Annotated in this window: 24 protein-coding genes; 11 read left to right on the forward strand and 13 right to left on the reverse strand. The window is 51.1% G+C overall.

What is annotated here, in order from left to right; genetic code table 11:
* Positions 1-15: 15 nt before the first annotated feature.
* Together B3Z23_RS03655 and mtnC are read right to left on the reverse strand one after the other, a co-directional pair.
* Positions 16-558 carry a 1,2-dihydroxy-3-keto-5-methylthiopentene dioxygenase gene (locus B3Z23_RS03655; RefSeq protein WP_294901662.1) on the reverse strand — a complete coding sequence of 181 codons (543 nt, stop codon included), beginning with the start codon at positions 556-558 and terminating at the stop codon, positions 16-18.
* A gap of 1 nt (position 559) precedes the next feature.
* A complete protein-coding gene (gene mtnC, locus B3Z23_RS03660) occupies positions 560-1,243 on the reverse strand; it encodes an acireductone synthase (protein ID WP_294901665.1) in 684 nt (227 codons plus the stop codon).
* A 199-nt stretch (positions 1,244-1,442) separates the two neighbouring features.
* Here mtnC and B3Z23_RS03665 point away from each other — a divergent pair, with 199 nt between their 5' ends.
* Both B3Z23_RS03665 and B3Z23_RS03670 read left to right on the forward strand, forming a co-directional pair.
* A complete protein-coding gene (locus B3Z23_RS03665; protein WP_294901667.1) occupies positions 1,443-2,603 on the forward strand; it encodes a pyridoxal phosphate-dependent aminotransferase in 1,161 nt (386 codons plus the stop codon).
* Positions 2,591-3,364 carry an amidohydrolase gene (locus B3Z23_RS03670; protein WP_294901669.1) on the forward strand — a complete coding sequence of 258 codons (774 nt, stop codon included), beginning with the start codon at positions 2,591-2,593 and terminating at the stop codon, positions 3,362-3,364. The genes B3Z23_RS03665 and B3Z23_RS03670 overlap by 13 nt, the downstream gene beginning before the upstream one ends.
* A gap of 54 nt (positions 3,365-3,418) precedes the next feature.
* Here the strand turns inward: B3Z23_RS03670 and uraH are convergent, their stop codons facing one another.
* The 9 genes from uraH to B3Z23_RS03715 form a co-directional block, all read right to left on the reverse strand.
* Positions 3,419-3,754 carry a hydroxyisourate hydrolase gene (gene uraH / locus B3Z23_RS03675; protein ID WP_294901671.1) on the reverse strand — a complete coding sequence of 112 codons (336 nt, stop codon included), beginning with the start codon at positions 3,752-3,754 and terminating at the stop codon, positions 3,419-3,421.
* Positions 3,751-4,245, reverse strand: a complete 495-nt coding sequence (gene uraD / locus B3Z23_RS03680) for a 2-oxo-4-hydroxy-4-carboxy-5-ureidoimidazoline decarboxylase (protein ID WP_294901673.1) — start codon at positions 4,243-4,245, stop codon at positions 3,751-3,753. The genes uraH and uraD overlap by 4 nt, the downstream gene beginning before the upstream one ends.
* A 30-nt stretch (positions 4,246-4,275) precedes the next feature.
* Positions 4,276-5,547, reverse strand: a complete 1,272-nt coding sequence (gene hpxK / locus B3Z23_RS03685) for an allantoate amidohydrolase (protein WP_294901675.1) — start codon at positions 5,545-5,547, stop codon at positions 4,276-4,278.
* Positions 5,540-6,784 carry a pyridoxal-phosphate-dependent aminotransferase family protein gene (locus B3Z23_RS03690; RefSeq protein ID WP_294901677.1) on the reverse strand — a complete coding sequence of 415 codons (1,245 nt, stop codon included), beginning with the start codon at positions 6,782-6,784 and terminating at the stop codon, positions 5,540-5,542. The genes hpxK and B3Z23_RS03690 overlap by 8 nt, the downstream gene beginning before the upstream one ends.
* A 23-nt stretch (positions 6,785-6,807) precedes the next feature.
* Complete coding sequence (locus B3Z23_RS03695; protein ID WP_294901680.1) at positions 6,808-7,539, reverse strand: amino acid ABC transporter ATP-binding protein; 732 nt, start codon at positions 7,537-7,539, stop codon at positions 6,808-6,810.
* Positions 7,520-8,176, reverse strand: a complete 657-nt coding sequence (locus tag B3Z23_RS03700) for an amino acid ABC transporter permease (RefSeq protein ID WP_294901682.1) — start codon at positions 8,174-8,176, stop codon at positions 7,520-7,522. The genes B3Z23_RS03695 and B3Z23_RS03700 overlap by 20 nt, the downstream gene beginning before the upstream one ends.
* The gene (locus B3Z23_RS03705) at positions 8,173-8,841 is read right to left on the reverse strand and encodes an amino acid ABC transporter permease (RefSeq protein ID WP_294901684.1); all 669 of its coding nucleotides are present in this window, start codon (positions 8,839-8,841) and stop codon (positions 8,173-8,175) included. Before B3Z23_RS03705 ends, B3Z23_RS03700 begins: the two co-directional genes overlap by 4 nt.
* An 8-nt stretch (positions 8,842-8,849) precedes the next feature.
* A complete protein-coding gene (locus tag B3Z23_RS03710; protein ID WP_294901686.1) occupies positions 8,850-9,635 on the reverse strand; it encodes a transporter substrate-binding domain-containing protein in 786 nt (261 codons plus the stop codon).
* 186 nt (positions 9,636-9,821) lie between these two features.
* Positions 9,822-10,661 carry a MurR/RpiR family transcriptional regulator gene (locus tag B3Z23_RS03715; protein ID WP_294901688.1) on the reverse strand — a complete coding sequence of 280 codons (840 nt, stop codon included), beginning with the start codon at positions 10,659-10,661 and terminating at the stop codon, positions 9,822-9,824.
* A gap of 140 nt (positions 10,662-10,801) precedes the next feature.
* Between B3Z23_RS03715 and B3Z23_RS03720 the strand changes: the two genes are divergently transcribed.
* From B3Z23_RS03720 to hpxZ, 4 genes are read left to right on the forward strand one after another with little or no spacing between them, the layout of a single operon-like run.
* Entirely contained in the window at positions 10,802-12,388 is a 1,587-nt protein-coding gene (locus B3Z23_RS03720; protein WP_294901690.1) for a gamma-glutamyltransferase family protein, read from the forward strand.
* Positions 12,389-12,400: 12 nt separating this feature from the next.
* Positions 12,401-12,586 (forward strand): oxalurate catabolism protein HpxX, encoded by a 186-nt coding sequence (hpxX, locus tag B3Z23_RS03725; protein WP_038022849.1) that lies wholly within the window; start codon positions 12,401-12,403, stop codon positions 12,584-12,586.
* A complete protein-coding gene (locus B3Z23_RS03730; protein WP_294901692.1) occupies positions 12,583-13,983 on the forward strand; it encodes an AtzE family amidohydrolase in 1,401 nt (466 codons plus the stop codon). The genes hpxX and B3Z23_RS03730 overlap by 4 nt, the downstream gene beginning before the upstream one ends.
* The gene (gene hpxZ, locus B3Z23_RS03735) at positions 13,980-14,363 is read left to right on the forward strand and encodes an oxalurate catabolism protein HpxZ (protein WP_294901694.1); all 384 of its coding nucleotides are present in this window, start codon (positions 13,980-13,982) and stop codon (positions 14,361-14,363) included. Before B3Z23_RS03730 ends, hpxZ begins: the two co-directional genes overlap by 4 nt.
* A 48-nt stretch (positions 14,364-14,411) precedes the next feature.
* Here hpxZ and puuE read toward each other — a convergent pair whose 3' ends face one another.
* Positions 14,412-15,362 carry an allantoinase PuuE gene (puuE, locus tag B3Z23_RS03740; RefSeq protein WP_294901696.1) on the reverse strand — a complete coding sequence of 317 codons (951 nt, stop codon included), beginning with the start codon at positions 15,360-15,362 and terminating at the stop codon, positions 14,412-14,414.
* 184 nt (positions 15,363-15,546) lie between these two features.
* Here puuE and speG point away from each other — a divergent pair, with 184 nt between their 5' ends.
* Entirely contained in the window at positions 15,547-16,095 is a 549-nt protein-coding gene (gene speG, locus B3Z23_RS03745; protein ID WP_038022857.1) for a spermidine N1-acetyltransferase, read from the forward strand.
* Positions 16,096-16,146: 51 nt separating this feature from the next.
* Here the strand turns inward: speG and B3Z23_RS03750 are convergent, their stop codons facing one another.
* Positions 16,147-16,482, reverse strand: a complete 336-nt coding sequence (locus B3Z23_RS03750) for a DUF2002 family protein (RefSeq protein WP_294901699.1) — start codon at positions 16,480-16,482, stop codon at positions 16,147-16,149.
* A gap of 150 nt (positions 16,483-16,632) precedes the next feature.
* On the opposite strand from B3Z23_RS03750, the gene B3Z23_RS03755 reads away from it, so the two are divergent.
* From B3Z23_RS03755 to nrdF, 4 genes are all read left to right on the forward strand, one after another.
* Positions 16,633-16,947 (forward strand): DUF883 family protein, encoded by a 315-nt coding sequence (locus tag B3Z23_RS03755; RefSeq protein WP_038022860.1) that lies wholly within the window; start codon positions 16,633-16,635, stop codon positions 16,945-16,947.
* Positions 16,948-17,480: 533 nt separating this feature from the next.
* Entirely contained in the window at positions 17,481-17,888 is a 408-nt protein-coding gene (gene nrdI / locus B3Z23_RS03760) for a class Ib ribonucleoside-diphosphate reductase assembly flavoprotein NrdI (RefSeq protein ID WP_294901702.1), read from the forward strand.
* Complete coding sequence (nrdE, locus tag B3Z23_RS03765; RefSeq protein ID WP_294901704.1) at positions 17,864-20,002, forward strand: class 1b ribonucleoside-diphosphate reductase subunit alpha; 2,139 nt, start codon at positions 17,864-17,866, stop codon at positions 20,000-20,002. The genes nrdI and nrdE overlap by 25 nt, the downstream gene beginning before the upstream one ends.
* A 16-nt stretch (positions 20,003-20,018) precedes the next feature.
* Entirely contained in the window at positions 20,019-20,981 is a 963-nt protein-coding gene (gene nrdF, locus B3Z23_RS03770; protein WP_294901706.1) for a class 1b ribonucleoside-diphosphate reductase subunit beta, read from the forward strand.
* Positions 20,982-21,241: the final 260 nt, after the last annotated feature.

Genomic DNA, 21,241 nt, shown 5'->3' on the forward strand with positions numbered 1-21,241 from the left:
CCCCCCTATCCCCGGTCAGGCCAGACGGGGATAACTATCAGCAATTTTGTCGCCGGTGAAACGGGCCACCCAGCCTTCCGGATTATCGAAAATCCGGATCGCGGTAAAATTGGGCTCTGACCCCATATCGAACCAGTGTGCCGTCCCTGCTGGCACCGAGATCAGATCATTCTTCACACACAGGATCTGGTACACATGTCCGTCGAGATGCAGACAAAATAACCCTTCACCTTCGACAAAGAACCGCACTTCATCTTCGCCATGAGTATGCTCTGACAAAAACTTATCACGAAGTACCTGCTTATCCGGATGGTTAGCCCGCATGCTGATCACATCCCAACTCTGGTAGCCTTTTTCTGCTACCAGCTTTTCTATCTCATGCTGATAAGCCTGCAGCACGCTATCGGGGGTCGGATTATCCCCTAAATCACGATCGGCTGCCCAGCGTTCAAACCGGACATGCTTCTCCGCCAGTTTGTGATGAATTTCTGCAGCATCTTCACTATGCCATACTGGCTGGCTGGCATCGCTGTCAGTAAATATCGTCAAAGCACTCATCTCAGATCTCCTGCGGGTTAATCTGCTCAAAACTGCTCACCTGTAGGTGAACACTTTCATTATCTGCATCGTCGCGGATCAACTGCCGCGTTTTCCAACCGGCCTGCTGTGCCGCATCCAGTTCCTGACGGATGTCGGACAAAAACAGTAACTGCCCTGCATCAATGCCCAACTGACGTGCGATATTCCGGTAAGACTCCACTTCCCGCTTGGCACCCACATGTGTATCAAAATAACCACTGAACAGGCTATTGATATCACCGGCATCACTGTAACCAAATAACAGTTTTTGTGCGGCGACCGAACCTGAGGAGTAGACATAAAGTGCCAGCCCTAGCTGATGCCAGCGGCTCAGTGCCGGCAGCACATCCGGGTATAAATGGCCGGTAAAACTGCCGTTCAGATAACCTTCCCGCCATATCATCCCCTGTAATGCTTTCAGCGCGGTAGATTTACGATCTTCATCCATAAACCGGTACAGAGCAGCAATCAGTTGCTCTCTGTCAGCCGAGGGTTGGGCAATCTCTGTTTTAAGAGCCTCAAGCGCCTGAAGTACTTCAGGCTGGTCACTGTGTTGATTAATCCATGTCGCCAGATGCTGACGTGCATACGGAAATAATACCTGGTGCACAAAGCGGATATCACTGGTTGTTCCTTCAATATCCGTCACAATTGCTCGAATCATTCACCCTCCGCAGCATAGCTGCCTGTGGTCTGCAAAACAGACATTATTTTTTTAGGTTCAGCAACGTAAATGACTATTTAGCCATCTAAGTGTCTTGATTGCCAAATATTACCATCCTGTTTATAGTGGCATCAATAAAGGTATAACTGACCAGTGATTAATCTTTCATCCGGACAGCCGCAGATAAGGCAGAGTAATAATGACGCAGCAGACCTTCACTCCCGAAAGCAAGCTCCCTGCTCTGGGAACCACTATTTTCAGTCAGATGAGTGCCCTGGCACAACAACACAACGCGATTAACCTGTCACAGGGATTTCCTGATTTCGATGGCCCGGAGTATCTGCAACAGCGCCTGGCCTGGCACGTCAGCCAGGGAGCAAACCAGTATGCCCCGATGACCGGGACTCAGCCGTTGCGTGAAGCCATTGCTGAAAAAACTCACCGCTGCTATGACTACACGCCGGATGTGAATACCGATATCACGGTCACCGCGGGTGCTACCGAAGCCCTGTTTGCGGCGATCACCGCACTGGTGCGGCCTGGCGATGAAGTGATCTGCTTCGATCCCAGCTACGACAGCTATGCACCCGCTGTAGAATTATCCGGAGGCATACTGAAACGTATTGCATTGCAGCCGCCGGGATTTCATCCGGACTGGCAGGCATTTGATCAGTTACTGAGTGATAAGACCCGGTTAGTGATCCTCAACACACCGCACAATCCAACAGCCACTGTCTGGCAGAGCAGCGATTTTGCCAGCCTTTGGCAGGCAATTCAGTCCCGGGAAATCTATGTCCTGAGTGACGAAGTTTATGAGCATATCTGCTTTGCACCTGCCGGGCATGTCAGCCTGCTACAGCACCCGCAATTACGTGAGCGTGGTATTGCGGTATCGTCATTTGGTAAAACATTCCACATGACGGGCTGGAAGGTGGGCTACTGTGTGGCTCCTGCCGCTATTTCGGCTGAAATTCGCAAGGTTCACCAGTTCCTGACGTTTGCCGTCAATACCCCGGCTCAGTTAGCATTGGCGGATATGCTGCGTCAGGAGCCAGCGCATTATCTGGAATTACCGGAATTCTACCGCAGTCGCCGGGATTTCCTGACCAATGCTTTGCAGAATAGTCGTTTTAAAGTTCTGCCTTGTGAAGGGACCTACTTCCTGTTACTCGATTACAGTGCAATATCAGACATGGATGACGTGAATTTCTGTCTGTGGCTGACCAAAGAAGTCGGTGTGGCGGCCATTCCGTTATCGGTTTTTTGTGCCGGTGAGTTTCCTCACAAGCTGGTCCGGCTCTGTTTTGCGAAACAGGAATCCACATTGCAGGCCGCTGCGGAGAAATTATGTCAGATCTAAAAGTCGCACTGTTGCAGCAACCTCTGGTATGGATGGATGGTGAAGCTAACTTTCGCCATTTTGAACAGGCGCTGAACGAAGTTACCGAAGCTGATTTGATTCTGCTGCCGGAAATGTTCACCACCGGTTTTGCCATGGAAGCGGCCAAAAGTTCACTGCCTGAGCCGGTGGTCATTGAATGGTTACATACTCAGGCCAGCCGTTTTCAGGCCCTGGTGGGGGGCAGTGTCGCACTACAAACTCCGGAAGGTGCAGTCAACCGCTTTTTATTGGTCACCCCGGAAGGCGAGGTTCATCGTTATGATAAACGTCACTTGTTCCGTATGGCGGATGAACATCACTATTATCAGGCCGGCAAGCAACGAGTGATCGTTGAATGGCGTGGCTGGAGGATTCTTCCACAGGTCTGTTATGACCTGCGTTTCCCGGTATTCTCCCGCAACCGCAATGATTATGATCTGGCGCTGTATATCGCCAGCTGGCCGGCACCACGCAGCCAACACTGGCAGGCACTGCTGCTCGCCAGGGCTATCGAAAATCAGGTTTACGTCATGGGCTGCAACCGTGTCGGGGATGACGCGAACAACCACAGCTACAGTGGTGACAGCAGAATCATCAGCCCGACAGGTGACTTTCTGGCGACATTACCGGCCAGTCAACCCGCGGTTGCTCAGGCAGTACTGTCAATGAATGAGCTACAGGCCTATCGCGAGCGCTTCCCGGCCTGGCGTGATGCTGACGATTTTACCGTGGATTTATAAAAATCACTGACGGCTGACCGGGGAGATTTTCCTCAGCCAGCCGTAAATTTTACCTCAGCTACCGCGATAAGTTGACCATGACCACGGCGTAATTAAAAACGGCAGATGGTAATAGCTGCCTGCTTCCGGGATCAAAAAATCGATCTGCGCGGTGAGGTACAAAGACTGACGTCCGCTTACCGCAAAATAGTCACCAATTTCTGCCGTCAGCCGGTAATGTCCCGGGGTCACCGGTTCCGTGGTCAGTGATTTCAGTCGCCCGTCATTGTCCGTTTTTCCCTGCCCTGTCAGTGACCAGCCTTCAGGTGACTGCTGCTCCAGAGTTATTCTGACATCACGGGCGGGTTTTCCCAGCGCGGTGTCCAGAATATGGGTAGTGATTGTGCTCATGAAAAGATCTCCTGCAAACGCAATAACGTGATCTCACGCAGTTGCTGAATGCTTTCCTGTATCTCGGTGGTGTCATCATTATTCAGGCGTTGCTCCAGGCAAGCCAGAATATCCTGCGGGCTGCGCCCTTTGGCCCTGATCAAAAAAATACGACCGAACCGCTGTTCATAGGCACGATTTCCTTCCGCCATCTGTTGTTTTATCTGACTATCCGCTGAGAGTACAGCGGACTGCTCAGAACGGGATGCCGTAGCATGCGACTGACTACCGGTCGCTTTTTCCCCAATTCGCGGATGGGCACTGAGTGCCTGCAGGAGTTCAGCCTGCTGCCAGTGGTCTGTCAGGCCCCGGGCGACTTCCAGCAACTGAGAGACTGAATCAAAGGGTCTGGCTGCCACCAGTGGCTGCTGCCAGCTCTCTATTGCAACACAGGCCTCAATAGCAGCTTTGGCTTCAGATAGCGAAAGCTGATTAAACTGAACAATATTCATCTGATAACCGTTCTCCGTATCGTGGATAGCTCAGGCGACAGTCTTATACTGCTCAGCCACCTGCTGAATCGCCAGCAGGTAGGCACGGATTGCTAACGCGACATCATCTGCAGTGACCGACTCATCAGGATGATGGCTGATACCGCCGGCACAGCGGACAAACAGCATGGCAACCGGCCAACATTCGGCAATCGCGATCGCATCATGCCCCGCCCCACTGGGAAGTAACATCGATTTCCCCTGGACTTCTGTCACCGCATCGGTCAGTGCCTGTTGCAACCGTTTATCACAGGCGGTCGCCGGGATACCATAGAACTCTTCAGCACTGAACTGTAATCCACGACGCAGGGCAATTTGCTTCCCCTGCTCCAGCAACGTTTCCAGCAGATCCGCCAGCGGTTCATCCTGCGGTCCACGGATATCCAGCGACAGATTTGCTTCACCGGCAATCACATTAACGGCTCCGGGTGCACAGGAAATGGTACCCACAGTGGCCACCAGCTGAGAACCACGCTGTTGAGTACAGCTTTCGATAAACACCATCCATTCTGCCGCCGCCGCCAGGGCATCTTTACGATGAGTCATCGGAACCGTACCGGCGTGTCCGGCAAGCCCGGTAAAGCGACAGTTTAGTCGCTTCGCTCCATTAATAGCCGTCACCACCCCGAGTGCCAGTCCGGCATCTTCCAGGCAAGGTCCCTGCTCAATATGCAACTCCAGATAGGCAACGATATCTTCAGGTCGCCGTGCTGCTCCACCGATTTTAGCCGCATCCAGCCCACAGGCCTGCATGGCCTGAGCGACCGTAATACCTTCGGCATCGGGATGACTCACCCAGGATTCCGGCCAGCGCCCGGTGATCCCTCGACTCCCCAGCAAGGTAATACCAAACCGGGTGCCTTCTTCATCGGCAAAACCAACCACTTCAACAGCTACCGGCAAACGGATATTTTGCTGATTCAGCCAACTGACGGTCTCAATGGCCGTTAATACCCCCAGCGGACCATCATAACGACCGGCGTTTCTGACGCTATCCAGATGGGAGCCCAGCAGAATTGCCGGAGCACCGGCGGTCTGACCTTCGTAACGGCCGCAAATATTTCCCACTTCATCCTGCCACGTCCGCATACCTGCCGCCTGCATCCACTCAGCTACCTGCTGATTGGCCCGCAGGTGCTCCGGCGACAAATAAACACGGGTCAGCTGACCCTGTGTTTCACTAATGGCTGCCAGTTCATCACTGCGGGTCATCACACGATGACCTGCCTGCTGTGACTGGACAGAACTCATCCGGTTATCCATGGTTGCCTTCCGTCTGATAATGCTCCCAGGCCGCCTGCATCGCCGCCCCCTGGACCGTGCTATATTTCAGCTGATTAAGTACCGCTTCAAGTGCCGTCAACGTCTGCAATACACACTGCTTACGGGCGTTATAACCCATGGTGCCAATTCGCCAGACTTTACCGTGCAGCGGACCAAAGGAAGTGCCGATTTCGATACCAAAATCGTTTAGCATCATGCTGCGAACCTGGTCTCCGTTCACCTGCTGTGGGATAACCACTCCCAGCACATTATTCATTTTATGGCTGATATCACCGAAAACCTCTAACCCCATGGCCTGAATGCCCTTCAGCATGGCATCACCATGCAGTTTATGCCGCACAATCCCCGCTTCCAGGCCTTCCTGCAAAATAATTTGCGCACATTCCCGGGCTGCAAAGAGTGCACTGGTGGCTTCAGTGTGGTGATTTAACCGCTCTGGCCCCCAGTAATCCATGATCATCCCCAGATCAAAATAGTTGGAATAGATCATTTCCTCGTTGCCGTCCTGGTGATCGACGGTACGGATCCCCTGCTCGACCCGCTTGCGCTGACGGATAACCGCTTCCATCGCCGGGCTCAGGGTCACCGGAGAGGTTCCGGAAGGCCCTCCCAGACATTTTTGCATCCCGGCAGAAACGGCATCCAGCCCCCATGCATCGGTTTCCAGTGCGTTGCCGCCCAGGGATGCCGTAGCATCGGTATAGAACAGTACGTCATATTTACGGCAGATCGCCCCCAGTTCATTCAGGGGTTGCAGCATCGTGGTGGAAGTGTCGCCTTGTACGGTCAGTAACAGCCGTGGTCTGATTTTACGAATCGCATCTTCAATCTGATCGGGGGTAAACACTTCACCCCACGGGACTTCAATGGTATGAACTTCTGCGCGACAGCGGTGGGCTATTTCACATAACAGGTGTCCGAACCGACCAAATACCGGCACCAGCACCTTATCGCCAGGTTTAATCGCCGAGACTAATATCGCTTCAATTCCGGCACGAGAGGTTCCGTTTACCAGCATGGTCCACTGATTTTGGGTACAAAACACTCCGCGATACAGTGACATCACCTCATTCATATAACCGGTCATCGCCGGATCATACTGGCCGAGTAACTGGCTGGACATTGCCCGCAACACCTGAGGATAAGCGTTAATCGGGCCCGGGCCCATCAGTAAGCGTTGTGGTGGATTTAAGGGTGAAAACTGGCTGAGTTCCATAACTCGTTCCTTTGAAATTGAGATTACAAATGTACCGTCGAGATAAATTGTTTCAGTTCGGCCGTGGCTGGCTGAGCAAACAGCGTTTTACTGTCACCCTGCTCCCAGACTTTTCCCTGGTGCATAAACACTACCCGGTCCCCGACATTTCTGGCGAAATTCATCTCATGAGTGACCAGAATGAGTGTCATACCATCAGCCGCTAATTGTTCCAGCACGCGCAAAACCTCCCCCACCAGCTCCGGGTCAAGCGCAGAGGTAATTTCATCACACAGCAACACTTTGGGGTTCATCGCCAGTGCCCTGGCGATGGCGACGCGCTGTTGCTGACCTCCGGACAGGCTGGCGGGTGAATAATGAATACGTTCACCCAGACCGACCTTCTCCAGCATCCGGGTGGCCAGTTCCTGACTTTCGGCTTTAGATTTCTTCAACACCAGACGCGGTGCCAACATCACATTCTCCAGAGCCGTCATATGCGGGAACAGATTAAAACTCTGAAACACCATCCCCACAGACTGACTGATGGTCTTTGCCTGGCTGTCCTGGCTGGTGATGGTCATCCCTCCCAGTTTGATGCTCCCTTCCTGGTAACTTTCCAGTCCGTTGATGCATCGCAGCAGAGTACTTTTCCCGGAACCACTCCTGCCAATAATGGAAACCACTTCTCCGGCATCGATATCCAGATCGATACCTTTTAGCACATGGTTATCACCGTAATACTTTTGCATCTGATTAATGGTGATGAGAGGCATCGAATTTCTTCTCCAGATATTGGCTGTAACGGGACAGCGGATAACACAAAATAAAGTAACCCAGCGCCACCAGAGCAAATACTTTGAACGGCTCAAAGGTGACATTGGTTAGCATGGTGCCGGCTTTCATTATCTCGACAAAGCCGATCACCGAGGCCAGCGCGGTACCTTTGATCACCTGAACGGCGAAGCCCACTGTCGGCGCAATAGCGATTCGCAGAGCCTGCGGAATAATCACATGCAACAGTGTCTGTCTAAAACTCAGCCCGATACAGCGGCAGGCTTCCCATTGGCCTTTGGGTAACGCCCGAATACTGCCGTACCAGATATCCAGTAAATACGCACTGGTATACAGGGTCAGCGCCAGTGAAGCCGCCGTCCAGGGAGATACATCAATGCCGAACAGCGCTACGCCGAAAAATGCCAGAAATAGCTGCATCAGTAACGGTGTCCCCTGAAATAATCCGCAGTAGCCACGCACCAGCAACTGCAGACTGCGGTAACGGCTCATCCGAAATAACAGTAACGGGATGGTTGTCAGGGTGCCCCCGACAAACGCTACTAAAGACAACAGCACCGTCCAGCGTCCTGCGAGTATTAAATTGCGGATAATATCCCAGTCCGAAAACGTCATCATACTGAAGTTACCCCCAACCACCGGCGTCCGGCCATTAACAGCAACTGACGCATCCCGATGGAGAGCAGCAAATAAATTGCCGTCGTCACCAGGTAGACTTCAAAGCTCAGAAAGGTTCGTGACTGAATCAGGCTGCTTTGAAAAGTCAGCTCCTGATACGACACCTGAGACACGACCGAGGATCCCAACATCACGATAATGCATTGCCCAACCAGTGAAGGATAAATGCGCTGTAACGCCGGGGGTAAAATGACCCGGGTAAAAGTCTGTAGCCGGGTAAACCCTAACACCCGGCATGCTTCCCACTGTCCTTTAGGTGTCACCTGAATCCCGGCCCGAATAATCTCTGTACTGTAGGCACCCAGATTAATGATCATCGTCAGTAGCGCGGCCTCCCCTGCCGTCAGCCTGATACCGACATTTGGCAGTCCAAAGACAATAAAAAATAACTGCACCATAAACGGAGTATTACGGATAATCGCGACATATCCTGCCCACAGACGACTGAACACTGTCAGTTTTCCGCTACGTAAAGCCGCACCGAAAATCCCCAGCGCAATACCGCCCACAGTAGCCAGAAAACTTAGCTGGATGGTCACCCATAATCCGGAGATTAGTTCATGGCGATACGGCCAGAGCGCCGGGAAATTAAGATGCTCGGTCATAGCAGCCCTTATTTCCCTAAGTCAGCCGGTAACGGTGCTTTCATCCATTTTTCTGACATCTGATTCAAGGTGCCATCTTTGATACCCTCAGCAATCAGGGTATTTACTTCCTGCTTCAGCGCCGGTTCGTCTTTTCTCAGACCGATATAGCAGGGAGAGTCTTTGAGCATAAACTGAGCGACAGGGGCATCAGAAGGATGCTGACGTGCGATAGCCGCAACCACCAGATTACCGGTCGCGACATACTGAACCTGACCAGAAAGGTAGGCCGACAGTGTGGTATTGTTGTCTTCATAACGTTGAATAGTGACATCTTTCGGGGCGATACCGGTCAGTACCATATCTTCCACCGCACCACGGGTCACGCCGACGGTTTTGCCACTCAGGGCTGACACATCCTTCAGCGTCTGACCTTTAGGACCGAAAACCCCCAGGAAGAAAGGCGCATAGGCGTTACTGAAATCGATCACTTTCTCACGTTCAGCATTTTTCCCCAGGCTGGAAATCACCAAGTCAACTTTGTCAGTCTGCAGATAAGCCACACGGTTAGCACTGCTTACCGGCACCATCTGTAACTTTAGTTTCATCTCCTTTGCCAGGTATCTGGCCATGTCAATATCATAACCTTGCGGCTGGAGATCGGTGCCGACCGATCCAAAGGGTGCAAAATCCTGTGGCACCGCAATACGAATGACACCTCTTTTCTGAATATCCTGCCACTGGTCAGCAAGGGCCATGCTGGTTTGAGCCGCCAGTAAAGCCACTCCTGCAAATACCATCATCAACTTTTTCATATTTTCCTCTGGCCTCAATTGAAACAAAAGATTCTTTTGAATTGATGTTTGCAACTAATGTGCCAAATGCATAGAGAAAAAAATTTGTTTAAAACCAGTATGGTTTAGCGAAAGTCTGAATTACTGGTTATTTCTGAGCGCAACGTTTCGCACAAAAACAATGCAATGCACCATAACAGTGCCCCATTAACGTCTCTCCAGCTCGTCCAGCTGTTGGTACAAATCGGCAATCTGATGAATCCGCTGTCGCCCTTCAGTCAACATTTCATGCAGTAAGGCATTTGACAGCAGATTGACCATGCTCATTGCCGCACTGTAACTGTCAAATGCAGAAACGCTTTCCAGAGGGGCGGCCAGCTGCCAGCTTGCCAGGCCTTGCAAAAGCGGCACCTGTGGCTCACTCAACAGCACTGTCGGAACAGACTGACGTTGCAGCTGTTCGAGTACCCGCCGGATAATCGATGGACGCCGACGGAATCCCACCACCACCACCACATCTTCGTGACTGAGATCAGCCAGTTCTTCCGACAATGTTTGTCCAGGTGAGGGCAATAATGAAACCTGGCTTCTTACCTGCATCAGTTGCAGGCGTAAGTGCATCGCGACAGGATAGGAGTTACGCAAGCCGATAATAACGACCCGCCTTGACTGACTAAGTGACTGAATAATTTCGGTAAACTGCTGCGCATCAATCGCATTCGTCCAGCTGGTCAGGTTTGCCATTTCCTGCTTATAATGCCGGGCAAGTAACGTATTTCCCTGAACGGCATCACGATTATCCGTCAGAGGCATCCCTGACTGGCGTAATGTCCGCAGTTCATCATGCATATCTTTATATTTTTCATAGCCCAGCCGTTTGAATAACCGGCTGACGGTAGCTTTTGAAACTCCGCTCAGTCGGGCCAGCTCGGCACTGTTGTAACTGATCAAATCATCGAAGTGATCAAAAACAAAATCAGCAACCCGTTTTTCCCGCGGAGATAACCGGGCGTAATGGCTTTCCAGCCGTTGATCAAGTTGTTTCATCATCATTCCTGCAACGTTTGTTACAACAAAAGCTAGCACAATTCGATCCATAGTGATGCGCGGCCACCGAAAATTCAGCAAAGCGGAACAAAAATTGCTAGGAAAGGGGTATCTCAGCAAGTCCTGTAATTGAGGAACTCATGAATCAAAGTAATATGGCTCCTAATGGTATGACCGTCACGCCACACCATCTGGCCAGCGAAAGTGCTCTGGCAGTGTTACGCCGTGGCGGTAACGCCATTGAAGCAATGGTCGCGGCAGCGGCAACTATCGCAGTGGTATACCCGCATATGAATGGCCTGGGAGGCGACAGTTTTTGGCTGATAGTCCCACCGAAAGGACAACCACTGGCTGTCGATGCCAGTGGTGCAGCAGGCAGCCTGGCGTCGGTTGAATTTTACGCCGGCATGAACAGCATCCCTTACCGGGGTCCGAAAGCCGCACTGACCGTTGCCGGTACCGTCAGTGGCTGGCAGGAAGCACTGACCATTTCTGAAGAACTGGGTTTCCCGCCCGCCTCTGTCGGAGACTTACTGGGGGATGCAATCCGCTACGCAACCGACGGCATTCCGGTGTCGCAGTCACAGGCCGCCGCCAGTTCAGCCAAACTCGGCGAATTGCAACACCAGCCCGGGTTTGCCGACACCTATCTTCCGGGCGGTCAGGTACCACAGGCCGGCAGCCGGTTTAAACAAACTGCGCTGGCCTCAACACTGAATACGCTTGCTGACCAGGGGCTTGACAGTTTTTATCGTGGTCCGCTGGCCGAAAAAATTGCCCGGGGAATGGCTGAACTGGGCATGCCGGTTACGCTGAAAGATTTACAGCAACATCGTGCCCGCCGCCGATCCCCCCTGGAACTGCAACACAGTACAGGTACGCTGTATAATCTGACGCCACCTACCCAGGGGCTGGTTTCGCTGGCTATTGCCGGCATCACTGATCGACTGGATATGCCGGCAGCAGATGAAGTCGGGAGTATCCACCGGATTGTTGAAGCGACTAAACAGGCTTTCAGCCTGCGGGATAAATACCTTACCGATCCCCGTGAAATGACCATTGACGCGCAAAACTTGCTGAATGCTGACACACTCGATCAACTGACCGCCCGCATTGATCTCACCAAAGCCGCTCCGACAGAAGGGCAGCGGAATCCTGGTGATACTGTGTGGATGGGTGTTATAGACAGCCAGGGAATGGCCGTGTCATTTATTCAAAGTCTGTATCATGAATTCGGCAGCGGTGTGGTCATTCCTGAAACCGGGCTTATCTGGCAGAACCGGGGAGCCTCTTTTACCCTGAAACCCGATCAGTTGTTGACTCTCGCGCCCGGCAAACAACCATTCCACACGCTGAACCCGGCGGCTGCACGCCTGAATGATGGCCGTGTAATGGTCTATGGTTCGATGGGCGGCGATGGTCAGCCACAAACTCAGGCCACTCTGTTTACCCGCCATATTCAGCAGAACATTCCTTTACAGCAGGCAATCTCGGCGCCGCGCTGGTTACTCGGCCGCACCTGGGGACAATCATCAGAATCCCTCAAACTTGAAGGCCGTTTCAGTGAGAGCGTGGTCGGAGCTCTGCGGGACATGGGACACGATGTCGAAATTCTTGACGATTATAGCGAGGCCGTCGGCCATGCTGGAGCTATTGTACGGCACAGCAATGGCATGCTCGAAGGAGCGTATGATCCACGCAGTAACGGCAGTGCAGCAGGTTTCTGAGGAGAACACTTAATGACACAACCCGTCGAATGGTCAGAATATCTGGCGCATATGGAAAAAATTTTAGACCTCGAGCTGAACGAGGAGAGGCGTGCGGAATTACTGGTACAGATCACCCGGATTGCCGGTATGGCACAACCTCTGATGGACTATCCGCTGGATGATCGTCTGGAAATCGCAGGGGTCTACCGGTTATGAATCTGAATGAAATGACGATCAGTGCATTACAGCAGGCACGGTTGCGTGGTGAAGTCAGCGCCCGTGAAATTGCCAGCCATACCCTGCAATCAATCGCCGAATATAACCCACAAATTAATGCCTGGACGGAGGTCACCAGTGAACGCATGTTGCAGGAAGCCGACCAGGTCGATAAACAACAGCAGCAGGGGAACCACGGCGGCCCACTGAGTGGTATTCCTTATGCAGTGAAGAATCTGTTTGATATCAAAGGATATTCTACTGTGGCGGGCGCCCGCCTGTTTGCCGGACGTCCTCCGGCGACGGAAGACGCCTATGCAGTGAAACGCCTCAGCCAGTCGGGCGCACTGCTCTCCGGTATGCTGAATATGGATGCTTACGCTTACGGGTTTACCACAGAAAACAGCCATTATGGCCCCTGCCATAATCCACGTGATTTAGAGCGTATTGCCGGAGGATCCTCGGGAGGGTCAGCGGCGGCTGTCGCAGCAGGGTTGATCCCCTTTTCACTGGGCACTGATACCAATGGCTCTATTCGTGTGCCATCGGCGTTATGTGGGGTGTTTGGTCTGAAACCGACCTACGGTCGACTGTCGCGCCAGGGATCTCACCCTTTTGTGGCCAGTCTGGATCATATCGGCCCTTTTGCCCGCAATGTTGAAGACCTGGCACTGGTGTATGACTGCCTGCAGGGCCTGGATCCGAACGATGCGTTCCAGTCCCCGCGTGCGGCAGAACCGGTTCTCTCACTTACCTCACCTGCAGGATCACTCCGGGTGGGTGTTCTGGGCGGCTATTTTTCTCAATGGTGTGATGATGAAGCCCGCCAGGCGGTAGCTGTCGTCGCAAAGGCGCTGAATGCTGGCGATGAAATCATGTGGGAAGATGCTGCGCTGGCTCGCTCTGCCGCGTTTATTATCAGTGCCAGTGAGGGCGGTAATCAGTATCTGCCGGCATTACGCCAACATCCGGAACTGTTTGAAATTCACTCGCGTGAAAGATTGCTGGCGGGCGCCATGCTGCCTGGCAGCTGGTACGTTCAGGCTCAGCGATTCCGTCGCCATTTCAGCCAGCAGGTGCTGCCGGTGTTTAATGACGTGGATATTCTGTTGGCCCCGGCGACACCCTGCAGCGCGACCGTGATTAATCAGGAAACAATGCTGATTAATCAGCAACAGTTGCCGGTACGTGCCAGTATGGGAATGCTGACGCAGCCAGTTTCCTTCTTAGGATTGCCGGTATGTACCGTTCCGCTACCCGCGGCTAACGGTCTTTCCGTCGGTGTACAAATTATTGCGGCGCCGTTCAAGGAAGCTCACGCCCTGCAGGCCGCCCGAATCCTGGAACAGCAACAGATAACCCTGCCACCTTTTACCCTCAGGAATAATGCTGAATGACCACGCCCGTTATTAATGCACCGGATGTATTAGAAGAGGTTACCACCCAGTTCTACCGCTACGAAAAAGCGCTGACCGGGAATGATATTGACGTGCTGGATGAGCTCTTCTGGCACAGTTCATTTACCGTGCGCCTCGGTGCCGGTGAAAACCTCTACGGTATTGAACAGATCCAGGCTTTTCGTGCTGCCCGCCCTTCGAAGGGGTTGGATCGAACACTACACAATACCGTTATCACCACCTACGGTAATGATTTTGCCGTATGCAGTACCGAGTTTACCCGTGCCAATACCGATAAAATCGGTCGTCAGCAACAAAGCTGGGTACGTTTCCCCGAAGGCTGGCGAATTGTTGCCGCACAGGTCAGTCTGATGTCATAAAGAATGGTCCCCGGTCCACCGGGGGCCATGTTGATACCTCCCGGGGAATCAGGAGGCAGGATGCGTCTTCATCCAGTGGTCGGCAATTTGCTGACGGGTACATACCCAGACATCAGGATACTGACTGATATGATCAAGGAAACGCTGTAACGCCCGGAAGCGGCCAGGCCTTCCCAGAATCCGGCAATGCATCCCCACAGACATCATTTTCGGCGCGGTTTCTCCTTCTGCATACAGTACATCGAAGCTGTCACGCAAATAGCTAAAAAAGTGGTCCGCGGTATTGAAGCCCTGAGGTGTGGCAAAGCGCATATCGTTACACTCAAGGGTATAAGGGATAACCAGATGCTGGCGGGTTTCCCCGGAAGCGCAGGTCACCGGCGTCCAGAACGGCAGATCATCGCCATAATTATCGCTGTCATACTGGAATCCGCCCTCTTCTACCAGTAACTGTCGGGTATTCGGGCTGTCACGTCCGGTATACCAGCCCGTAGGCGGCTTGCCGAATAATTCCGTCAGGACTTCAATGGCCTGCTTCATGTGCCGACGTTCTTGTTCCGGCGGCATATCCTGATAGTGAATCCAGCGCCAGCCATGACTGACCACATCGTAATTCGCTGCCTTGATCGCTGTGACTATCTCCGGATTGCGGGCCAGTGCCATTGCGACACCAAACACGGTCAGTGGCAAGCCACGTTTAACAAACTCCCCATGGATTCGCCAGAACCCAGCCCTCGAACCATATTCATACATTGAATCCATCGACATATGCTGTGCAGGAAAGCTGGCTGCGCCGACGATATCCGACAAAAATTGCTCAGATCCGGCATCCCCGTGCCAGATATGATTCTCTGCGCCCTCTTCATAATTCAGGACAAACTGTACTGCCACTCTGGCGCCCCCGGGCCAGTTCGCTGCCGGAGGTTTACCGGCATAACCGATCAAATCACGCGGATAATCATCCGTCAGTCCGTACTGTTGTATATTACTTTTTGGCATTACTGCTGTCTCCTGATCCAGAGGAGTACCCTTATCCTCTGTTAACGTTAAACTGATTAATGCAAGCTCTGTGCCAGAAATTTTTACTGCGCGTTATACTAGATTTAAACTGTCGTCTGCTACCGCAGCTAACATCAGATAAACCGCGAAAAAGCTGCTTTACTGGCCAAAAAAGGAACAGGCAATGACCATAAAACTTCGCCCGCTGGAGCGGGAAGACCTGCATTTTGTTCACCAGCTGGACAATAATGCCAGTGTAATGCGCTATTGGTTTGAAGAACCTTATGAAGCCTTTGTCGAACTCTCTGATCTCTACAATAAGCATATTCATGATCAGACGGAACGTCGTTTTGTCGTCGAACACGAAGGGGAGAATGCAGGTTTGGTTGAGCTGGTAGAAATTAATCATGTCCACCGGCGGGCTGAATTTCAGATCATTATCGATCCGCTGCATCAGGGAAAAGGGCTGGCCAGTCAGGCCGCCAAACTGGCGATGGAATACGGATTTTCGGTACTCAATTTATATAAGTTGTATCTGATAGTGGATCAGGAAAACGAAAAAGCCATTCATATTTACACCAAACTGGGTTTCGAAACGGAAGGCGTGCTGAAACACGAATTTTTTATTAACGGTGAGTATCGCAATACCATCCGGATGTGTATTTTTCAGCATCAGTTTCTTGAAAAATATAAGACCGAACGTTCACCGATGCTGGGGCCAACCGCCCAGTAACCGGATTCCGGTAAACCGCAGAGGCTACTACTCTGCGATTTACCGTTTACTTTAGCCAAATACCCCACGGATATAGCGTTCCAGTGCCATTCTGGAACTAAATCCGTGTGGAATACCATAATGTTCATTTGAATCTGCCGCCAGATAGAGCGGAAATTCTTTGTAGTGATCAGAGGTTTTTATCTCTGAGGCTGGCTCAGCAAAAGTATGACTTTTTTCTTTTAAGGTCGGATGAATCACCAGAGCTGTTCTCCCCAGTCGCGCTTCCCGGTTCACATAGACATAGCTCTCGCCCCGACGATAGCCGTAGGCTTTGGGTGTGACTATATCCATTTCAAACCCGGCATTTTCCAATACACGAGCCACTTCATCCGGACGTAAATACATAGTTAATCCCCTTATACTTTTATGCCATGTAACTTTAGCGCAGGTGCAGTATCCTGTAGCCCGGATCATTCGGAATCTTCTCTAACTGTCAGCAATCTGTTGCAGCCCGTCTATAATTATTAACCTGTGCTGATAAAACCGGAGAAAAAAATGGCAACTCAAGTAGAAAAATCACAGATTGATCAGAGCGAACTGGAAGTGAGTGAACTGGCAGACAGCCTGGAGGCTTTGCTGAAGTCCTATAGCGATGATGCAAAAGGCGGGCTCGAGGAAGCACAAAAAAATGCCGAGAAATTGTTGAAGAAGGCTCGTGCTTCACTGAATGAAGGCCAGGAAACGCTTAAAGATAAATTTTACCAGTCCGGCTGTAGTGCCGATAGCTGGGTCCGTGACAATCCCCTGCCGGCTGCAGGTATCGGGGCCGCACTGGGTGTCGTATTTGGTCTGTTGTTAGCACGGCGCTAAGTTAACACCGGTTGACTGACTTACTGTCAGGTCAATTTTCACTGCCACCCAAACCTGGCGGTGGTCATCTTTAAAGGACGCTGAATTGCGTCCTTTATGTTTTGAGTCTTTTTCCTGGCCTTATCTGCCCCCCAGCTCCCTGTCATTTATCCGGGTATCCGGGCAAACGTGATATCCCGACAGATGCAAACCGCCACAACGTTATCATTCAGGATAAATGTCGGGAGAATAAAACCTATTCCGCCGGCAAAGAAAATCCATGAATTTTTTTTGTGCCGCCAGGCCATAGTTAATGCACCTTCCCGACAGGTCGACGCCCCTCTTTGTGAAACACCACATATAGTGCATGTTGATATTCACATAAACCAGATATAGTATCTTTCCATCGCAACGTTCAGACCAGGCCACCTGTAACTTTATCATTACAGGTTTTTTTGAAGCCGTAAACAGTAATACGAATCAGAATTAAATTCATTTTCATTTAATGATGAGGACGTTTTCAGTGACAATCAGAGCAACGGAGATAAAGGCACATGTTTCCACTCATTTACTTTTCCAGTCGTTCAGAAAACACGCACCGGTTCGTCACCCGCCTGGGATTAGAAGCGAAACGCATCCCGCTGGATGCACCGGCCTCCTTTGAAGTCACACAGCCCTTTCTACTGGTGGTACCCAGCTATGGAGGTGGAGAAATACGGGGGAGTGTACCTCGTCAGGTGATCCACTTTTTGAATAACCCCCGCTATCGGGAATATCTGTACGGTGTCATTGGTACCGGCAATCGTAATTTCGGCTCCGGTTACTGTCTGGCCGGCAAAATTATCGCCCAAAAATGCGGTGTGCCCTGCATAGGCAACGTAGAACTGATGGGCACCCCCGAAGATCTCATTAACGTCCGCTGCGGAGTAGAGAAATTATGGCAACAACACACACAATGCTAAGCCCTGCCGAAGATTTTCATGCCCTGAATGCCATGCTTAATCTGTACGACGAACAGGGAAATATCCCTTTTGAAAAGGACCTGCAGGCTGCTGACCTCTACATCCGGGACTCCGTTGCCTCACGCACGGTTAAGTTCTCCGGGATTGCCGACAGGCTGCGCTATCTGGTGGATGAAGGATATTATGAAGCTGAGGTTTTTAATCAATATCCCTTCAGTTTTGTTACCGGACTCCACCAGCAGGCAGAGGAGGCCGGACATCGTTTTACCACTTTTCTCGGTGCTTTAAAGTTTTATCAAAGCTATGCGCTGAAGACTTTCGATGGCAGTCAGTATCTGGAAAATTTTAGCCAGCGCTGTTGTATGGTGGCACTCACCCTGGCCCGGGGTGTTCAGACTCTGGCGGTGGATATCCTGAACGATATTTTGCACGGACGTTTCCAGCCTGCCACCCCCACCTTCCTAAACTGTGGGAAACAACAGCGGGGAGAGTTTGTTTCCTGCTTCCTGTTACGCATTGAAGACAATATGGAATCAATCGGCCGGGCGGTAAACTCGGCCCTGCAACTCTCCCGTCGTGGAGGTGGCGTGGCATTCTGTCTGAGCAACCTGCGTGAACAAGGTGCTCCAATTAAAAAAATTGCCCGCCAGTCATCCGGGGTGATCCCGGTGATGAAAATGCTGGAAGATGCCTTTTCCTATGCCAACCAACTCGGTGCCCGCCAGGGAGCCGGTGCAGTCTGGCTGCATGCTCATCATCCGGATATTTTGCATTTTCTTGATACCAAACGGGAAAATGCGGATGAAAAAATCCGCATCAAAACCTTATCTCTGGGTGTGGTTCTGCCGGATATTACTTTCCATCTCGCCAGAGAAAATCAGTCGATGGCATTGTTTTCACCCTATGACGTAGAACGTGTCTGCGGTAGCGCGTTTGCGGATATCAGTATCAATGATCGCTACGACGAATTTGTGGCGGATGATCGTATTCAAAAAACGTGGATTTCCGCCCGCGGCCTGTTCCAGACGCTGGCCGCCATCCAGTTCGAGTCGGGATATCCCTATCTGATGTTTGAAGATACCGTCAACCGTCATAACCCGCTGGCCGGCAGAATCAATATGAGCAACCTGTGTTCAGAAATTTTGCAGGTTAACCAAGCCAGTGAATTCCGCGAAGATCTGAGCTATCGCCATATAGGAAAAGACATCTCCTGTAATCTGGGTTCTCTGAATATCGCCAAAGTTATGGATGCCGGGCAGCCGGAACGTACCGTGAATGTAGCGATCCGGGCACTGACCGCCGTTTCTGATATGAGTGAAATGAATTCTGTTCCTTCTGTCGCGGCAGGGAACAGGGCCTCTCATGCCATCGGCTTGGGGCAGATGAACCTGCACGGTTATCTGGCACGGGAACACATTATGTACGGATCCCCGGAAGCGCTGGATTTCACGAACATCTATTTCTGTTGCATCGCTTATTACGCGCTAAAAACCTCCTGTGAGATAGCCAGAGAACGCCAACAACGCTTTGCGGGGTTTGAACAATCGGCTTATGCCAGCGGGAAGTTTTTCGATAAATACACCTCGCAGCCCTGGTTACCCGCCACTGCCCGTGCCGCAGAGCTGTTTCAAAATGCCGGGATAACATTGCCTTCCATGGATGACTGGCAACAGTTACGCCAGCAGGTCATGATTCATGGCTTATATCACAGCAATTTACAGGCGGTACCACCGACCGGCTCAATTTCCTACATCAACCATGCCACGTCGAGTATTCACCCGATTGCGGCGAAGATAGAAATTCGTAAAGAAGGGAAACTCGGCCGGGTCTACTACCCTGCTCCTTATCTGACCAATGATAATCAGGCCTACTACGCCGATGCTTATCAGTTAGGCCCGCAGGCGATTATTGATACTTATGCTGAAGCCACACAGCATGTTGATCAGGGATTATCGCTAACTCTGTTTTTCAACGCAGATGTGACCACTCGCGATATTAATAAGGCGCAGATTTATGCCTGGAAGAAAGGGATCAAGACCCTGTATTACATCCGTCTGCGCCAGGCCGCGCTGAAGGGCACTGAGCTACAAGGCTGTGTCGCCTGTGCCCTGTAAACCAGGAGAAAATATTATGCATAAACTCAATCAGGTTCAGGCCATTAACTGGAATCGTCTTCAGGACGATAAAGACCTGGAAGTCTGGAATCGTTTAACCAGTAATTTCTGGTTGCCGGAAAAAATCCCCTTATCTAACGATAGGGTAAGCTGGCAGACCCTGAGTCCTGCGATTCAAACCCTCACCCTGCGGGTATTTACCGGTCTGACATTACTGGATACTGTTCAAAATAACGTCGGGGCTGTGGCAATGATGGCAGATGCAACAACCCCTCATGAAGAGGCGGTCTTTTCCAATATCTGCTTTATGGAAGCCGTTCACGCCCGCTCCTACAGCTCAATATTTTCTACACTCTGCCAGTCCGCAGATGTCGATGATGCTTACCGCTGGAGTGAACATAACCAGGCTCTGCAACATAAGGCGACCATTATCCTGCAGCACTATGCAGCGGACGATGCGCTAAAAAAGAAAATAGCCAGCGTATTTCTTGAATCATTTTTATTTTATTCAGGCTTCTGGTTGCCCATGCATCTGTCCAGTCGTGGACAACTGACCAACACTGCCGATTTGATCCGGTTAATAATTCGCGATGAAGCTGTACATGGTTATTATATAGGCTATAAGTTTCAGCAACAATTACACCAATTGCCGACACAAACACAGGATGAATTAGAGCAGTATGCACGGCAATTATTACAGAAATTATATCTGAATGAACTGACATACAGTGAAGAATTGTATGTCGGTACCCCGTGGGTTGATGAAGTAAAAATGTTCCTGAGATACAACGCAAATAAGGCCTTAATGAATCTGGGTTATGATGCATTATTTCCTGCCAGCGAATGTAATGTCAGTGCCGAAATACTCACGTCATTATCGCCAAATGCAGATGAAAATCATGATTTTTTTTCAGGATCTGGTTCATCCTACGTCATAGGAAATCTGGCTGTGACTGAAGATGACGACTGGAATTTTTGACCAAAATACCGGAGAGGGTTTCTCCGGTATTTCCCCCGAAAATCTTTGTTGCACGCCGAATAATCCACCTGGCAAAACGCCGAAATTTCTGCCGACATCCATAAATGTTTACAATGCTATTTCATCAGGTTAAAAACAGTACCGCAGATTATTATTAACAATCAGTTTACCTGAAACAGTAAATACTCCTGACAGTATCGCCCCCTCCCGAACCCCCTGATATCACTGGTATCACCGGAAATATCCTGCTTCGTCGCCCG

Origin of the sequence: Tatumella sp. UBA2305 (assembly GCF_002345795.1) — a bacterium.
Classification (GTDB): Bacteria; Pseudomonadota; Gammaproteobacteria; order Enterobacterales; family Enterobacteriaceae; genus Tatumella; species Tatumella morbirosei.

Excerpts from the sequence above, each read along its gene's own strand:
- B3Z23_RS03655 (WP_294901662.1), bottom strand. The coding sequence starts at position 558 with ATGAGTGCTTTGACGATATTTACTGACAGCGATGCCAGCCAGCCAGTA.
- mtnC (WP_294901665.1), bottom strand. The coding sequence starts at position 1,243 with ATGATTCGAGCAATTGTGACGGATATTGAAGGAACAACCAGTGATATC.
- B3Z23_RS03665 (WP_294901667.1), top strand. The coding sequence starts at position 1,443 with ATGACGCAGCAGACCTTCACTCCCGAAAGCAAGCTCCCTGCTCTGGGA.
- B3Z23_RS03670 (WP_294901669.1), top strand. The coding sequence starts at position 2,591 with ATGTCAGATCTAAAAGTCGCACTGTTGCAGCAACCTCTGGTATGGATG.
- uraH (WP_294901671.1), bottom strand. The coding sequence starts at position 3,754 with ATGAGCACAATCACTACCCATATTCTGGACACCGCGCTGGGAAAACCC.
- uraD (WP_294901673.1), bottom strand. The coding sequence starts at position 4,245 with ATGAATATTGTTCAGTTTAATCAGCTTTCGCTATCTGAAGCCAAAGCT.
- hpxK (WP_294901675.1), bottom strand. The coding sequence starts at position 5,547 with ATGGATAACCGGATGAGTTCTGTCCAGTCACAGCAGGCAGGTCATCGT.
- B3Z23_RS03690 (WP_294901677.1), bottom strand. The coding sequence starts at position 6,784 with ATGGAACTCAGCCAGTTTTCACCCTTAAATCCACCACAACGCTTACTG.
- B3Z23_RS03695 (WP_294901680.1), bottom strand. The coding sequence starts at position 7,539 with ATGCCTCTCATCACCATTAATCAGATGCAAAAGTATTACGGTGATAAC.
- B3Z23_RS03700 (WP_294901682.1), bottom strand. The coding sequence starts at position 8,176 with ATGATGACGTTTTCGGACTGGGATATTATCCGCAATTTAATACTCGCA.
- B3Z23_RS03705 (WP_294901684.1), bottom strand. The coding sequence starts at position 8,841 with ATGACCGAGCATCTTAATTTCCCGGCGCTCTGGCCGTATCGCCATGAA.
- B3Z23_RS03710 (WP_294901686.1), bottom strand. The coding sequence starts at position 9,635 with ATGAAAAAGTTGATGATGGTATTTGCAGGAGTGGCTTTACTGGCGGCT.
- B3Z23_RS03715 (WP_294901688.1), bottom strand. The coding sequence starts at position 10,661 with ATGAAACAACTTGATCAACGGCTGGAAAGCCATTACGCCCGGTTATCT.
- B3Z23_RS03720 (WP_294901690.1), top strand. The coding sequence starts at position 10,802 with ATGAATCAAAGTAATATGGCTCCTAATGGTATGACCGTCACGCCACAC.
- hpxX (WP_038022849.1), top strand. The coding sequence starts at position 12,401 with ATGACACAACCCGTCGAATGGTCAGAATATCTGGCGCATATGGAAAAA.
- B3Z23_RS03730 (WP_294901692.1), top strand. The coding sequence starts at position 12,583 with ATGAATCTGAATGAAATGACGATCAGTGCATTACAGCAGGCACGGTTG.
- hpxZ (WP_294901694.1), top strand. The coding sequence starts at position 13,980 with ATGACCACGCCCGTTATTAATGCACCGGATGTATTAGAAGAGGTTACC.
- puuE (WP_294901696.1), bottom strand. The coding sequence starts at position 15,362 with ATGCCAAAAAGTAATATACAACAGTACGGACTGACGGATGATTATCCG.
- speG (WP_038022857.1), top strand. The coding sequence starts at position 15,547 with ATGACCATAAAACTTCGCCCGCTGGAGCGGGAAGACCTGCATTTTGTT.
- B3Z23_RS03750 (WP_294901699.1), bottom strand. The coding sequence starts at position 16,482 with ATGTATTTACGTCCGGATGAAGTGGCTCGTGTATTGGAAAATGCCGGG.
- B3Z23_RS03755 (WP_038022860.1), top strand. The coding sequence starts at position 16,633 with ATGGCAACTCAAGTAGAAAAATCACAGATTGATCAGAGCGAACTGGAA.
- nrdI (WP_294901702.1), top strand. The coding sequence starts at position 17,481 with ATGTTTCCACTCATTTACTTTTCCAGTCGTTCAGAAAACACGCACCGG.
- nrdE (WP_294901704.1), top strand. The coding sequence starts at position 17,864 with ATGGCAACAACACACACAATGCTAAGCCCTGCCGAAGATTTTCATGCC.
- nrdF (WP_294901706.1), top strand. The coding sequence starts at position 20,019 with ATGCATAAACTCAATCAGGTTCAGGCCATTAACTGGAATCGTCTTCAG.